We start from the raw sequence: 12,093 nt of genomic DNA on the forward strand, positions 1-12,093 counted from the left end.
CCTCATAGCATTCTCTCAATTAATTCATTTATTTTTTCACCACGGTATCCAAGCTCACCCTTCATATTGAAGGGTTTTTTACTGGATCCATCGAATCCTCCACGCGGCGGATGCAGCCTGAAAACCGGTTTTACAATGTTTTCAAGCTTGTGGAGCACTAATTTACCCTCCAATAATGCCTCCGCGAATCCTTCAATATCTTTAATGCCTTGCTCCGCGAAGACTTTGGCAATATATTCATCTGTTATCCTTATGCCGCCGGAGGCTCTTCCACGAGCCTTGAACAGTTTTACTAGCGTGGGCTTATTTATCTCACCCCATGTAACCCAGTCCTTCACTTTTTCAAGCATTCCTTCAAGACCTGGTTGTTCTGCTGGATATATTACTAGGTGGTATTTCTTATGGAGCCTTAGGAGTTTCAGCGTGTACTCGACGTCAGGCGGTGTATCGGACTGCCCCCTTATTCTTAAGATAGCGTAAAGCTTAACCATCCAGCACCACCTCAGGCCTTTAGCCAGTCAACCGGTGTAACGAATCTATATGTGTTATATAATGCGTTGACAACGGCCTTGGCGAAATTAAGCGTCGTCCTTGTCTCGCCGAAACTCTCCGTCCACACGTCCCTGAGCCCAGCCAGCCTTAAAACCACTTTAGCCACATCTCCTGCTACAAGCCCTGTTCCACGTGGTGCAGGCTTCAATACCACTTCTACACTACCGCTTTTACCCCTGACTGTGAATGGGACGCTATGGGGTTCGCCGCACCTGCACTCCCAGCTCCCGCATCCTCTTCTCACAGGGGTGATATTCAGCTTGGCATTCCTTATGGCCTTCGCTAATGCGTCAACGTATTGCTTAGCCTTACCGGTCCCAATGCCGACAAAGCCGTTTTCATTACCGATGACTACTACAACCAGGAACCTGGTTCTCCTACCTGCATCAGTCATCTTCTGAACTATCTTGGTATCGATCCTCTCATACTTTAAATCGGGTAGGAGGTAGTCCACTATCTCCGGTTCTAGCAGCGGAAGGTTTCTATCGAATACCTCCTTTAAACTAGTTATCTTACCCTCTAAAACCATTTTTCCTACACGTGTCCTGGGAACCCATTTCTCTAAGGCAGCTTTATCAACCGCGCTCGCGGACACACCTATCACCTCTTATAAGCCTCCAAGATCTTGTTTTTAACCTCTTCAAAGTGCGAGGGGAGGTCCTCTGGCTGTAAACCATTGGCTAGATACCTTGAAAACCTTTTCTCAAGCAATCCATTCTCCCTCAGTATCTTAGCATATGATGCTATGTGCTCGCCCCTGATTCTCTCCTCGCTGGGGGCTACTTCCCCACCCATTGGCACCTTGAGCCCGGCATCGTTGGCTGCCTTTATAGCTGCAAACACTAATGCCCCTTTAACGGGTCTATGTAACCCTATATCTGGTACAGCGTATTCAACCCCCTTCTCAAGGGCCCTTAAAGCAGCCAGCAACCCTGTTAAATAGGCTGCAGAGGTATTACATGTACCTGCTTTCCACCCGAATCTCTTCCTTAACTCGTTTGAGTGGGCTGCAGCTATGATTACATCCCCCTCTGGCTTAGCCGTGGCTACCTGCACCCATATATAGTTCAACGTCTTCCTAACAATGAAACGGGGATGCCCCGATACAATCATTCTATATCTCTTGTAGTAATTAGTCTTACCCTCCCTTCTCCTTCTCCTTGGAACCTTATACCGGGGACCCTTAGCCATGCCTCACCAACCCCTCTATTTAACCTCCTTCAAGATATTGTTTTCCTTAAGGTGTAGCTTCAGAGATGAAAGAGAGTTAAAGTATCCTCCCTTAGCAAGCATATATAGCCTCCTATATGTTTTTGCATCGATAAGCTTCCTATCCCTCAGGTATCTAAGATACCTCCTTATCTTCCTTATCTTATTCATCCATACCTCCTTCTCATCCAGCCTAGCGGTCTTACTCCCCTTCCTCTTACCATGTCCCCTTCTCCTTCCCTTAACCCTCTGCTTATGCCTAACCTTGGAGCTATAGCCTGCTATACCGTGTTTGGGGGCAACCCATATAGCCCCCTCCTTGATCAGCCTCCTCACATCCTCCCTTGTTATGGCTGCCTCGATATCCTCTATTCTACCAGGATCCACTCTAATCCTCGACACACCCACGCCAAGTAGATCAGCTGCCAATCTTTTCTGGAGTGTTAGGTCACTCATGTTAAGCACCCTGTGTTAACTGTGTTGTTTTAGGTGGATTAGCTACTTTAAAGCCTTTTGAGGCAGCTATCCTGTATAGTTCAATAGCCTTCCTTAATCCAACGCTCCCACCAATGTATACTATGTATCTGGCTGGATCCAGTCCCTCGAGGTCTCTTGGATTATTAATCACAACTGGCTCCAAGCCTGATGGATGGAGCCCCCTGACCAGGCTCGGTCCTCTATATCCTATTTTAACTAGGGGCGGGTATCCTTTAAGCTGGTGCTTCACCTTGTTGTCTATCCCCTTTGGCTTCCTCCACTTAAGGTCGTTCTTGAACTTCGGTTTCTTCCACCATAGATACCTGAGGAAAACCGGCCTCCTCTTATTCATTTCCTGTCTTAACCTGAGTAAACGATCCAGCCCCGTGCTCATAAGGCCTCACCCTTCTCATAAATATATATTCCATCCATGAAAACACGTCTATCTCTATCAGTGACCCTAGTAGCCCTCTCAATTGATGCAGCCGTTAACCCAACCTCCTCAATATCGACTCCCTCAATAATTATATCCTCACCACTCACCTTCACCTTGGCATTACCGTATATCTTGGCTATCCTATCTGATTTCTCCCCCATGAAATTCCTTATCCTGACAACCTTGTTCTTCTCATCAACAGATACTGTGATCGGGAAGTGAGAGAATATTATCTTTAACTTGTAGCGGTAGCCCCTTACAACACCTGTAATCATGTTACGTATATGCGCAGCAATCGTCCCAACTAGGGCCTTCTGCTTCCTATCAGCAACAAATGTTTCAACGATGACAACCCTGTCCTCAAGCCTTATGAATACTCCTCTGGCATGACTGAAGTCCCTTGTAATAATGCCCTTGGGCCCCTTAACTGTTACCCTTAAGCCATCCACTTCAACAGTGACGTTCTCAGGGATCTCTACTTTCTCAGCGACATGAAACACCCTGACCATACATACATCACCTAGTAACAGTATGCAAGTAATACCCCACCGGTTTGTTTTTCAACAGCCTCCTTGTGAGAGAGGACACCATAAGGTGTTGACACTATTATTACACCTATATTATATGCTGGTAGGTATCTCTTAAGCCACTCAGGGAACTCGGCGAGCTCGCGGTGTTTAACAGGGTATCTAGGCTTGATAACGCCGATCTTATTTATCCTGCCGAGCAACTGTATCTTTATCTTACCCCATCTACCATCATCAATGTACTCGAACTCGCCGATATAGCCCTCCCTTTGGAGGACCTTTAAGACGTTTAGCGTCAGCTTTGAGGCGGGCCATATAACTACTTCCTTCTTAGCCCTTATCTCGGCATTATATATTGCTGAAAGAGCATTTGCAAGCGTATCCATGACCACCATGGCTTAACACCCCTACTCATATTTCTTGAAGCCTATTACGGAGGCTACTTCTCTAAAACACTGCCTGCACAGGTAAAGCCCGTAAGCCTGTATGACCGCGTCACGTGAACCGCATCTCCTGCAAACCTGTACCCCACGCCCGTGCTTGTATATTTTTGGAGGTTTATACTTAGCCATTTAAACCACCTACTCACTAACTATTTCAACGCCGAATAATTGTTTTAAAAGCACCATTGCCTCCAGCTTGTTCACCCTATGCCTCCTCGGTACACGGGATCTAGCTCGCTTACGCCTCATCACCCTGTATCCGGGTCTCTCAATAGTTATGGCTACATCCATTCCGAATACCCCTATCTCTGGATCATATCTTACACCAGGCATGTGTATGTGTTCCTTAACGCCTATACTGACATTCCCGTAGTCATCGAAGCTTGACTCCCTTACTCTGTACCCTATGGTCTCGAATACTTTCCTCAGGAATTCAATAGCTTTCCCCCTTCTCAACGTGACTACAACGGCTATGTTATCGCCCTTCTTGATCCCGAAGTCCTTAATGGTCTTCTTGGCCTTCCTTGGGACAGGCTTCGCACCTGTTAACTCCTCAAGCACTTTCATAGCCTTTGGAAGCCTATCGGATTCAGTACCTACACCTATGTTAACTGTTACCTTAGCTATGAAAGGCTTAAGCATTGGATTACTATTCCATTTCTCGAGGATCCTGCTTTCAACATCCTGTGTGAGGATACTCATTACCATGCACCCTCAGGCAGTTTTATTAATGGTTTTTCAACACCTATTGGGAATATGTAGTCCAAGCTAGTCTGGAACTTATTGCCTTGCTTATCTTCAAGCGTGACTATACTCCTATATCTCCTCATGCCCTTGTGTATCGATACAATCTTACCCACTCTCCCAACGTTTCTACCACCGGACACTATCGCTATAACACCCTCTTTCAAGGGGACATAGTCGAGGATTTGTTGAACAGGTATTGATAACTTTAACACGCCTAGTGTATCATACGTGTCTTCAACAGGATTTCTTGGATCATTGACCCTAATTAACACGTTTCGTCCATCATGCAGGTTTAACTGTATATGACCGTTCTTCACCGTGGTCTTATTCTCTATCCTGCACAGCTTGAAGGATGCCTCCTCCCTCGATATCTCAATCAACCCCAGTACCCTGGTTGGTACTGGGATGACCCTGTAGTATTTATCGACCCCCACGATCTCGATTACATCCATTACGCCGACAGGGAACTTGTAATCTCTCCTCACTCTCCCATCGATCTTAAAGTATCCCTCGGCTATGAGCCTCCTAGCCTCCTTACCTGTTTTAGCATAACCCAGCACATCTCTGACAAGGATTAATAGTGGAAGCGACCTAGATATGGGGTGTGGGCCGGGCGATGACTTAACGACCCACCTATACTCCTTCCTAAGTATAGGCCAATACCTAGGCGCGTTGATCGCTTTTAAATGTCTGCTACCACCCATGCTACCCATTTCTAAGCCACCTCTTGACTGTGCTCACTACTAGTACCAGCCTTCCTCCGCTCAATTATCTCAAGCCTTCTTTTATCACTTAGATCAGCCTTTATAATCATGACTTTACTAGGATGAATCGGAATGTAAACCGGCGATCCATCAGCCTTCTTTCTCTGCACACCCTCGATGAACACCCTGACGCGTTTCAAGTCGACTTCTACAACCTTCCCCTCATGCCCTTTAAACTCCCCCCTCATGATCCTAACAGTATCGCCTTGTCTAACCGGCAACCTCTTCACGCCAAGTTTCTGACGCAGTTCATCTGAGAGTGGTGCATTAAATAATTTATGCCTTAGGTGGAGGGGCATTAAAGCCAACTGCTTCCTCTGCTTACCGGGCTTAATAGAATTTGTTAACGGCATAGTATACACCTCCTCACACAATCATTGATGCAAGATTAGCTATCTGGGGCCATCTCTCGGCTGCCTCCCTGGCTATAGGCCCCCTGATCTCCGTGCCCTTAGGCGTGCCCTCAGGCGTCAATATCACTACAGCGTTATCCTCGAAGGCAACCCATGTACCATCAGGCCTCTTATAGGGTCTCCTTTGACGCACCACTATAGCCTTAAACACTTTCTTCCTCATTTCTGGAATACCCTTCTTAACGCTCACGACAACTAGGTCTCCAACACCGGCTGGCGGAACCCTTCTCAGTCTACCATGGTATCCAGGGACACCTATGATCATTACCTCCTTTGCCCCACTGTTATCAGCTGCCTTAGCTATAGACATCACTTGGAGGCCAGTGTTCACCCTCCGCCTCGAGAAGGCTGGTTTACCGGCTACAGCTCTCTTTGCACCCATCACTCACCACCTCGTTTGATCACTCCTAGGACTACAAAGGCAACTGTTTTTGCGAGGGAACGTGTTTCACCGATCACTACTGTATCGCCTTCTTTAACATCTATGCATGGAGGTAGGTGGGCATGTATGTTCCTATGGCGTTTCTCATATCTCATGTATTTCTTCACGTAGTGTAAGTACTCATGTCTAACAACAACAGTCCTTTGCATCTTCTTCTTGGCTACAACACCTGTTAAAATTACTCCCCTAACCTTAAGTCTTCCATGCCAGGGGCACTTGGGGTCATTACATATTTTCTCGGGGGGATTAATACCCGTTATACCTATGTTATTAACCCTGCTCTGACTCATGGAAACCTACCTCGAAACCATTTTCAATCTATCCCAGGGTCTACCAATAATCGTAGACCCTTTAATAACCACGGCTTCCCCGTCAGGGAGCATGAACTCGAGTATACTGTTGAACTTAAAAATCCTCACCCTTCTACCAGATGGAGTCTCAATAACAAGGGTTTTCAACGTCTCATCAACCACCTTACCCTTCAACCCCACAAGCGATGGATCAGGATACTGTAGGATCCTGACCTCCAGTCCTATGAGCTCATGGTAGGCAATGTTCCTACTATTCACCCTCATGACGCCTGACCCTCTGAACCAGTTTCTCCACTAGTAGTGCTTGCCTCGCTCACGGATACACCACCTTCCTCATTGATCACCGTTAATATCCTCGCGATATCGCGCCTCACATTCCGTATTCTAGCAGTATTTGTCAGAGTACCCATTTTAGCCTGGAGCCTTAGCTTAACCAGCTCTAGCCTTAATTCATTTAGTTTCCTAAGCCTCTCCTCCGGGGCCATCCTCCTTATCTCACTTGCCTTCACTACCACCACCCTCTGTTGTCTTAGCTGGCTTTAAAGCCTCCAGTTCCTCGGGTTTCAGGGTCTTTATCTCAACGTGGTCGGGCATCCTTATACCTGGTTTAACAATGACGACTTCAACACCGAATATACCAGGCTTTAAGAGCGCTTTGACTACTGCCCTGTCAACCATGTATTCCACTGGCTCACCAGCCTTATACACTTTCCCGGCCTTGAGCTTCTCATATGTTGCCCTTTCGCCCCTCAGCTTACCGCTTATAATGATCTCGGCACCAATTGCACCAGCATCCATCACCCTTTTAAGCATATACATCATTACCCGGCGGAAAGGTATCTCTTTCTCCAGTGCTCTAACAATTCTGAATGCCACCACCCTAGCGTTTAAATCAGGGTCTATTACAGGCGATATCGTTATGTTAACATTGTCGAGGCCAAATTTATTCTGGAGTATCGTGGACAGCTTCTTTATAACGCTACCTCCCCTACCTATTAGTCTACCAGGGTACTCAGCATGTATGACTACACGATAGCCCGTTGGAGTCCTATATAACTCTACATCAGCGTATCCTGCATCCTTGAAGTAGTGTGCTAGAAACTCATCGATCATTAGTTTCTTCAACCCGTATTCAAGGAAGTATGATTTAACCCGGGGCCCGACCATGCTTAGCCAACCTCCTTAACGATAACCTCCAGGTTACTCATTCTACGGAACTTAGGAGTGGCCCGACCGAAAGCACGCGGCATATACCTCTTTAACGTGATCCCTTTATGGGCCGCTATATGGATTATCACCAGTTTATCCTTATCAAGCCCCTTGTTTTCAGCATTAGCCTCAACATTCCTGAGGACTTCCAAAGTATATCTAGCCCCCTTAACAGGGTATCTGCCAATAGGCCACTTAAACCTATCAGCTAAACCCTTCTTATGGCTCAGCTTTCCATGATACCTTCTGAATGGGACAGCCTGCTTCATTTTCACGACGTCTTCGAGGAACTTGATGGCCTCGCTCAACTTCATTCCTTTAAGCGTGTAAGCTATTTCACGCATATATTTTATCGAGACAGGTATATCATACCTGACTGCCTTAGCGATTTTTGATTCATCCTCGAGTTTTACAGAGTAATGCCATGTAGGCATACATATAACACCTCTACTTCATGGCTACGAAGCGACTTGCCCTCGTAGCCTTAAGTCCTGGCTCACCATGAGTAACCTTCTTGGTAGTGGGACTGAACTCACCAAGGTAATGGCCTATCATCTCCGGCGTGATTTTAACTGGGATAAACTCTTTCCCGTTATACACAGCAATCGTCAACCCCACCATCTCCGGTAGAACCACCATATCCCTTACATGCGTCTTTATCACGGCTTTCCTAGCTAGCTCAGGGTTCCTGGCTATCTTCCTTATCTTCGCAAGCAGCTTTATCTGGGCCTTTGTTAAACCTCTTTTCAAGCTTCTTCTCTGCCTAGCCGGTAGCAACATCACGAGTTCATCCATCGACATATTTAAGAGTTCCTCAAGGCTCTTACCTCTATACTTGAACTTCCTCCATTCCACCGGGAGATCCTGTAAATTCACCGCCAAATCCATCATCCCCTCACACGTTAAGCACTAACGTAATAGACACTACTAGACTCTATTTTTAAGATTTATCCTCCTTTTTAAAATGTTTGCTATGTTCTCAGGGTTCTCGACAACCACTACATCGCATCCCTCTTTCCTGTACTTCTCTATAGTTTCCTCCTCGATGCTACGTGGTACTACGATGATCACCTTCAATCCCTTCTTAACAAGCTCGCCCGCCACGATCCATGGGTCTACATCGGGGATCGTCTGCTTTAAGTCGCTGAATAACACCATGGTCCTAGAGTTGCTTCTCAGAGCTAACTCGCCGGCTCTCCTTAATGCATCAGATATATTAGTATACCCCTTGAATCCCTCCGTATATAGTTTCTCTAGGAAGCCTGCGAGCATCCGGGCAGTCTTCTTAACTGGGGATCTATATACATTGCTTCTCTCACTAAACAACACTATGTATGAGACGCTTGGGAATAACACTGCCAGAGAGAGGATCGACCATAGAGCGAACCTAGCCATGCTACCACTTACATCTACAATGCCTATCATGCGTTGCCTTCTCCTATGTCTCCTGTAGACTATTTCATTACTTAAACGAATCCTCTTATACACCGTGCCCCTGGTGTCAAGCCTACCCCTTAAACCTGTCTTCTCGATCCTCCGCGCATGACCCTCCCCGCCCTTCATGTAGTTCAACAGCCTCATGCCAATGGCTATTGCCCGCTTCACGAGGGCTTGATCAATGACTCCACTCCTGGAATACTCCTCGGTGAGCTTTATCGAGATAAGCTCTATTAGGTCGAAGCCCATCCCCCTACCAAGATGGAACAATAGCTTCTTCTCATCGCCTACAATAATACTCTCGAGCACTGGCCTGTACATAGGCTCCAGCATAGATGGATCAATCCTCTCAGCGATGTATAAGGCGTACACCTTGAAGGAGGTATCACGGGTCAACATGTACTCCACATAACTCCCTATAACCTCCCCCAGCATTATCTTGCTGGCGAGAGCTTTATCCAGGCTACCAAGGCTCTTTAACTCCATTAATGATAAGGGGTTAAGGCGCCTATAGAAATCGGCATCCCTCACCCTTTGTCTAAGCCCTCTTAAAACCCCCCATCTTTCCTTCAATGGGAGCTCCTCTATTCTTTCAACAAGCACCCTTTCCTTTCCTTTCACATACTCGGCAGCGTTATCCATATATTGAAGTAGATGCGGGGGTATATCCGCTTTAACCCCTTTAAGAACCCTCCCTAATACTTTCTCGAGTCTACGTGCATCGTTGAACGAAGGCGTCCATCCCTCTACTATACGCCTCCTCAACTCACCGATTATCCTATTATCCACGCTATGGTTGAACCCGTAGAACTTCTCGGCTAGAGATACTAGGTCCTCTATCTTAACACTATTCAATAAGTCCTCGGTGAGTACTTTACTCCAGAGCCTACTAGGTATCTCACCGAGGAACCGCTTTATATCATTTAACTCTAACCTATATGTGGAGCCAGCCCGATACCTCGACAACTCGTCTCTATCGACTACTAGGGAGCCATTGGATCGCTTCTTCAGAATCCCTGCCTTCCTCATCCATATGTATGTGAGTATCTCTCTCCTCGAAGACTCCTCGCTGAGCATACTGCTAATGGTTAAAAACCGTGTCCTACCTAGCCTCCTGTATAGTTTCTCATCCAGTGCAAATAACTCCACTGTACCGCTTGGCTCACCCTGCGTTCTATCTGTGAGTCCTAGGGATTCAATCAGTTTACCCCTTAACTCAGCGAGGAGGATGGGATTACTGGTGATCATTGAGAGGGCAAGCTTCATTCCAATATATAATACCACTTTGTCGATGGAGGCCTTCTTAAACTCCCCTAGGGTCTCCTTAAGCTCATCTAGTTCAACCCGGATCCTCTCATCGATGAGCCTTCTCAACTCTTCAACGTTATCCGAGTATCTCATTGACTAATTCCTCATCCTCTGGATTCTTATAGAGCACAGCCCGTCCGGCTTCACGTAGTTCTTCCTCACTAGCCTTGCTCTTACCCTTGATATTGGATAACAACGCGGTTAGAGTGAGCCATGCAACCGTGTCGGAGATCCCGGGCTTGTATACTGCTTTACTCCTCAGCTTCCTAACAGATTCAAGAGCCTTAAATATCACCGCATCACTGAGCCTACTGCTTAAGCCACCTAGTTTCAACTCCACTATTTCATACTCCTCTTCCATGGATGGATACTGGAACTCTATCCTAACAACCCTCCTTAGGAAGGCATCACTGAGCTCTCCCTGGGCGATATCGTAGGGGTTGCTTGTGAATACTACTTGGAACCCTGATCCATTCTGCCTGTAAACCCTCTTCAACTCCGGTATTATTATCCTTCTTTTATCAATGATATCTAACAAGAGATTCTGGAACTCCTCACTACTTCTCCTTATCTCATCTATTAGGACACCGGTCTCCATTATTAAGCCGGCTAGCAACGGCCTAGGTATGAAGCTCTCCTCATTAAAACCCTTTGACATGGCTATTGCCGGGTGGAAGTCCCCTATGACCCTGTACTCATCATAGTTTTCGCTACATGGGAGTATAAAGGGTTTCCTACCGCTCCATAAATATAATATGGCCTCACCTATCTCGGTCTTACCGGTACCCGGAGGACCCTCGTAGAGGACGGGCCTGTTATTGATGAAGGCTGAGATAGTTAGGTAAACAACATAGGGTTTAACCACGAGCTTAAACTCTTCCCTTAAAGCTCTTATCATCCCCTCGGGATCCCTGACGGGTTGCCTAGCCTCAATCACCTGGCCATATATATCATAAACCTTTCTAACAATGAGATCCATGGAATCGGCTACCATGATTACAACCCATTCAATAATGTGGAAGCGTTAAACATTATCCAATTACAAGGAAGTAGTTAAAGGGATTTATTAAATAATGTCTACGAAAAGACTAGCCCTTTCTCCTACCCGTCCTCCTAGCAGCTATGTGCCCTACCTTTCTACCTGGTGGAGTATTACGTGCCACTGTGCTCGGCCTACCCACATGCTGGTGGCTACCACCACCATGGGGATGGAACGCTGCATTCATTGCTACGCCTCTAACCTTAGGCCACACGCGACTTTTAGCGCTCCACTTATAATATGCTGCACCAGCTTTCAATAAGGGCTTCTCTAATCTACCGCCCCCAGCTATCACGCCGATCATGGCTCTGGACTCGTTGGGGACCTCGATTACTCTACCACTCGGTAGTTGAACCTGTGTTTTACCGCCAGCTCTGCCAACAATAACGGCGTATGTACCACTTGCTCGGACAAATTTACCTCCATCACCAGGCCTCTTCTCTATATTTGCAACCTGCATTCCCTCGGGGATCGTGCCTACCGGGAGTATATTGCCGTTGACGGGCTTGGCTCCAGGACCTATCTCTATTATTTGACCAGCATACATTCCCTCTACAGCGGGAACGTAGAATACTAGCCCCGTCTCCAGTTTAACCTGGGCCAGAGGCACCCATCTACCGGGGTCATGGACTAAGTCCTCTACTACAGCTTTATAGGTTTTAGAGGGGTCTAGCAACGGGTATCTGGCTGGTGCTACATGTATGTGATCAGGTGTCTTGAATACCGGGGAAGCCTTACCCCTTCTCTGAGGTATAATCCTCTTACCCATATATCACCAC

At 46.7% G+C, this 12,093-nt stretch carries 21 protein-coding genes; all 21 read right to left on the reverse strand.

The genetic code is table 11. From position 1 onward, the window contains the following. Positions 1 to 2 precede the first annotated feature (2 nt). The 21 genes from SPHMEL_RS06565 to SPHMEL_RS06665 all read right to left on the reverse strand — a co-directional run bounded on the left by SPHMEL_RS06565 (position 3) and on the right by SPHMEL_RS06665 (position 12,083). Positions 3 to 491: a 50S ribosomal protein L30 gene (locus tag SPHMEL_RS06565; protein ID WP_012608821.1), complete on the reverse strand. Its 489-nt coding sequence runs from the start codon at positions 489 to 491 to the stop codon at positions 3 to 5. Positions 492 to 502: 11 nt separating this feature from the next. Next, positions 503 to 1,147 carry a 30S ribosomal protein S5 gene (locus tag SPHMEL_RS06570; RefSeq protein ID WP_173361978.1) on the reverse strand — a complete coding sequence of 215 codons (645 nt, stop codon included), beginning with the start codon at positions 1,145 to 1,147 and terminating at the stop codon, positions 503 to 505. A 5-nt stretch (positions 1,148 to 1,152) separates the two neighbouring features. Next, positions 1,153 to 1,743, reverse strand: a complete 591-nt coding sequence (locus SPHMEL_RS06575) for a 50S ribosomal protein L18 (RefSeq protein ID WP_042667808.1) — start codon at positions 1,741 to 1,743, stop codon at positions 1,153 to 1,155. A gap of 15 nt (positions 1,744 to 1,758) precedes the next feature. Next, positions 1,759 to 2,217 carry a 50S ribosomal protein L19e gene (locus SPHMEL_RS06580; protein ID WP_042667809.1) on the reverse strand — a complete coding sequence of 153 codons (459 nt, stop codon included), beginning with the start codon at positions 2,215 to 2,217 and terminating at the stop codon, positions 1,759 to 1,761. Position 2,218: 1 nt separating this feature from the next. Beyond that, positions 2,219 to 2,632, reverse strand: a complete 414-nt coding sequence (locus SPHMEL_RS06585) for a 50S ribosomal protein L32e (protein WP_042667810.1) — start codon at positions 2,630 to 2,632, stop codon at positions 2,219 to 2,221. Next, a complete protein-coding gene (locus tag SPHMEL_RS06590) occupies positions 2,629 to 3,183 on the reverse strand; it encodes a 50S ribosomal protein L6 (RefSeq protein ID WP_042667811.1) in 555 nt (184 codons plus the stop codon). Before SPHMEL_RS06590 ends, SPHMEL_RS06585 begins: the two co-directional genes overlap by 4 nt. A gap of 11 nt (positions 3,184 to 3,194) precedes the next feature. Further along, the gene (locus SPHMEL_RS06595) at positions 3,195 to 3,596 is read right to left on the reverse strand and encodes a 30S ribosomal protein S8 (RefSeq protein WP_042667812.1); all 402 of its coding nucleotides are present in this window, start codon (positions 3,594 to 3,596) and stop codon (positions 3,195 to 3,197) included. Between the two features lie 12 nt (positions 3,597 to 3,608). After that, positions 3,609 to 3,773: a 30S ribosomal protein S14 gene (locus SPHMEL_RS06600; protein WP_042667813.1), complete on the reverse strand. Its 165-nt coding sequence runs from the start codon at positions 3,771 to 3,773 to the stop codon at positions 3,609 to 3,611. A 9-nt stretch (positions 3,774 to 3,782) separates the two neighbouring features. Continuing rightward, a complete protein-coding gene (locus tag SPHMEL_RS06605) occupies positions 3,783 to 4,346 on the reverse strand; it encodes a 50S ribosomal protein L5 (protein ID WP_042667814.1) in 564 nt (187 codons plus the stop codon). Continuing rightward, a complete protein-coding gene (locus SPHMEL_RS06610) occupies positions 4,346 to 5,104 on the reverse strand; it encodes a 30S ribosomal protein S4e (RefSeq protein WP_042667815.1) in 759 nt (252 codons plus the stop codon). Before SPHMEL_RS06610 ends, SPHMEL_RS06605 begins: the two co-directional genes overlap by 1 nt. A 2-nt stretch (positions 5,105 to 5,106) precedes the next feature. Further along, on the reverse strand, positions 5,107 to 5,508 hold the full coding sequence (rplX, locus tag SPHMEL_RS06615) for a 50S ribosomal protein L24 (protein WP_012608831.1): 402 nt from the start codon (positions 5,506 to 5,508) through the stop codon (positions 5,107 to 5,109). A gap of 13 nt (positions 5,509 to 5,521) precedes the next feature. After that, complete coding sequence (locus SPHMEL_RS06620) at positions 5,522 to 5,950, reverse strand: 50S ribosomal protein L14 (RefSeq protein WP_012608832.1); 429 nt, start codon at positions 5,948 to 5,950, stop codon at positions 5,522 to 5,524. Beyond that, a complete protein-coding gene (locus SPHMEL_RS06625) occupies positions 5,950 to 6,300 on the reverse strand; it encodes a 30S ribosomal protein S17 (protein ID WP_042667816.1) in 351 nt (116 codons plus the stop codon). The genes SPHMEL_RS06620 and SPHMEL_RS06625 overlap by 1 nt, the downstream gene beginning before the upstream one ends. 6 nt (positions 6,301 to 6,306) lie before the next feature. Further along, the gene (locus SPHMEL_RS06630) at positions 6,307 to 6,585 is read right to left on the reverse strand and encodes a ribonuclease P protein component 1 (protein WP_012608834.1); all 279 of its coding nucleotides are present in this window, start codon (positions 6,583 to 6,585) and stop codon (positions 6,307 to 6,309) included. After that, positions 6,582 to 6,836 carry a 50S ribosomal protein L29 gene (gene rpmC / locus SPHMEL_RS06635; RefSeq protein ID WP_420865881.1) on the reverse strand — a complete coding sequence of 85 codons (255 nt, stop codon included), beginning with the start codon at positions 6,834 to 6,836 and terminating at the stop codon, positions 6,582 to 6,584. The genes SPHMEL_RS06630 and rpmC overlap by 4 nt, the downstream gene beginning before the upstream one ends. Beyond that, on the reverse strand, positions 6,817 to 7,488 hold the full coding sequence (locus SPHMEL_RS06640) for a 30S ribosomal protein S3 (RefSeq protein WP_042667818.1): 672 nt from the start codon (positions 7,486 to 7,488) through the stop codon (positions 6,817 to 6,819). Before SPHMEL_RS06640 ends, rpmC begins: the two co-directional genes overlap by 20 nt. Before the next feature lie 2 nt (positions 7,489 to 7,490). Beyond that, positions 7,491 to 7,964: a 50S ribosomal protein L22 gene (locus tag SPHMEL_RS06645; RefSeq protein WP_042667819.1), complete on the reverse strand. Its 474-nt coding sequence runs from the start codon at positions 7,962 to 7,964 to the stop codon at positions 7,491 to 7,493. A 13-nt stretch (positions 7,965 to 7,977) separates the two neighbouring features. Further along, on the reverse strand, positions 7,978 to 8,421 hold the full coding sequence (locus SPHMEL_RS06650) for a 30S ribosomal protein S19 (RefSeq protein ID WP_012608838.1): 444 nt from the start codon (positions 8,419 to 8,421) through the stop codon (positions 7,978 to 7,980). Between the two features lie 36 nt (positions 8,422 to 8,457). Further along, positions 8,458 to 10,368: a VWA domain-containing protein gene (locus SPHMEL_RS06655; RefSeq protein ID WP_042667821.1), complete on the reverse strand. Its 1,911-nt coding sequence runs from the start codon at positions 10,366 to 10,368 to the stop codon at positions 8,458 to 8,460. Then, positions 10,352 to 11,269, reverse strand: coding sequence for an AAA family ATPase (locus SPHMEL_RS06660; RefSeq protein WP_042667822.1), 918 nt, complete (start codon positions 11,267 to 11,269; stop codon positions 10,352 to 10,354). The genes SPHMEL_RS06655 and SPHMEL_RS06660 overlap by 17 nt, the downstream gene beginning before the upstream one ends. 94 nt (positions 11,270 to 11,363) lie before the next feature. Beyond that, the gene (locus tag SPHMEL_RS06665; protein WP_042667823.1) at positions 11,364 to 12,083 is read right to left on the reverse strand and encodes a 50S ribosomal protein L2; all 720 of its coding nucleotides are present in this window, start codon (positions 12,081 to 12,083) and stop codon (positions 11,364 to 11,366) included. Positions 12,084 to 12,093: the final 10 nt, after the last annotated feature.

Origin of the sequence: Desulfurococcus amylolyticus Z-533 (assembly GCF_000513855.1) — an archaeon.
Taxonomy (GTDB): domain Archaea; phylum Thermoproteota; class Thermoprotei_A; order Sulfolobales; family Desulfurococcaceae; genus Desulfurococcus; species Desulfurococcus amylolyticus.

Bases quoted from the DNA above. Each gene is read 5' to 3' on its own strand.
- SPHMEL_RS06565 (WP_012608821.1), bottom strand. From the start codon at position 491: ATGGTTAAGCTTTACGCTATCTTAAGAATAAGGGGGCAGTCCGATACA.
- SPHMEL_RS06630 (WP_012608834.1), bottom strand. From the start codon at position 6,585: ATGAGGGTGAATAGTAGGAACATTGCCTACCATGAGCTCATAGGACTG.
- SPHMEL_RS06590 (WP_042667811.1), bottom strand. From the start codon at position 3,183: ATGGTCAGGGTGTTTCATGTCGCTGAGAAAGTAGAGATCCCTGAGAAC.
- SPHMEL_RS06600 (WP_042667813.1), bottom strand. From the start codon at position 3,773: ATGGCTAAGTATAAACCTCCAAAAATATACAAGCACGGGCGTGGGGTA.
- SPHMEL_RS06585 (WP_042667810.1), bottom strand. From the start codon at position 2,632: ATGAGCACGGGGCTGGATCGTTTACTCAGGTTAAGACAGGAAATGAAT.
- SPHMEL_RS06665 (WP_042667823.1), bottom strand. From the start codon at position 12,083: ATGGGTAAGAGGATTATACCTCAGAGAAGGGGTAAGGCTTCCCCGGTA.
- SPHMEL_RS06595 (WP_042667812.1), bottom strand. From the start codon at position 3,596: ATGGTGGTCATGGATACGCTTGCAAATGCTCTTTCAGCAATATATAAT.
- SPHMEL_RS06645 (WP_042667819.1), bottom strand. From the start codon at position 7,964: ATGCCTACATGGCATTACTCTGTAAAACTCGAGGATGAATCAAAAATC.
- SPHMEL_RS06580 (WP_042667809.1), bottom strand. From the start codon at position 2,217: ATGAGTGACCTAACACTCCAGAAAAGATTGGCAGCTGATCTACTTGGC.
- SPHMEL_RS06655 (WP_042667821.1), bottom strand. From the start codon at position 10,368: ATGAGATACTCGGATAACGTTGAAGAGTTGAGAAGGCTCATCGATGAG.
- SPHMEL_RS06620 (WP_012608832.1), bottom strand. From the start codon at position 5,950: ATGGGTGCAAAGAGAGCTGTAGCCGGTAAACCAGCCTTCTCGAGGCGG.
- SPHMEL_RS06610 (WP_042667815.1), bottom strand. From the start codon at position 5,104: ATGGGTAGCATGGGTGGTAGCAGACATTTAAAAGCGATCAACGCGCCT.
- rplX (WP_012608831.1), bottom strand. From the start codon at position 5,508: ATGCCGTTAACAAATTCTATTAAGCCCGGTAAGCAGAGGAAGCAGTTG.
- SPHMEL_RS06640 (WP_042667818.1), bottom strand. From the start codon at position 7,488: ATGGTCGGGCCCCGGGTTAAATCATACTTCCTTGAATACGGGTTGAAG.
- SPHMEL_RS06660 (WP_042667822.1), bottom strand. From the start codon at position 11,269: ATGGTAGCCGATTCCATGGATCTCATTGTTAGAAAGGTTTATGATATA.
- SPHMEL_RS06575 (WP_042667808.1), bottom strand. From the start codon at position 1,743: ATGGCTAAGGGTCCCCGGTATAAGGTTCCAAGGAGAAGGAGAAGGGAG.
- SPHMEL_RS06605 (WP_042667814.1), bottom strand. From the start codon at position 4,346: ATGAGTATCCTCACACAGGATGTTGAAAGCAGGATCCTCGAGAAATGG.
- SPHMEL_RS06625 (WP_042667816.1), bottom strand. From the start codon at position 6,300: ATGAGTCAGAGCAGGGTTAATAACATAGGTATAACGGGTATTAATCCC.
- SPHMEL_RS06650 (WP_012608838.1), bottom strand. From the start codon at position 8,421: ATGATGGATTTGGCGGTGAATTTACAGGATCTCCCGGTGGAATGGAGG.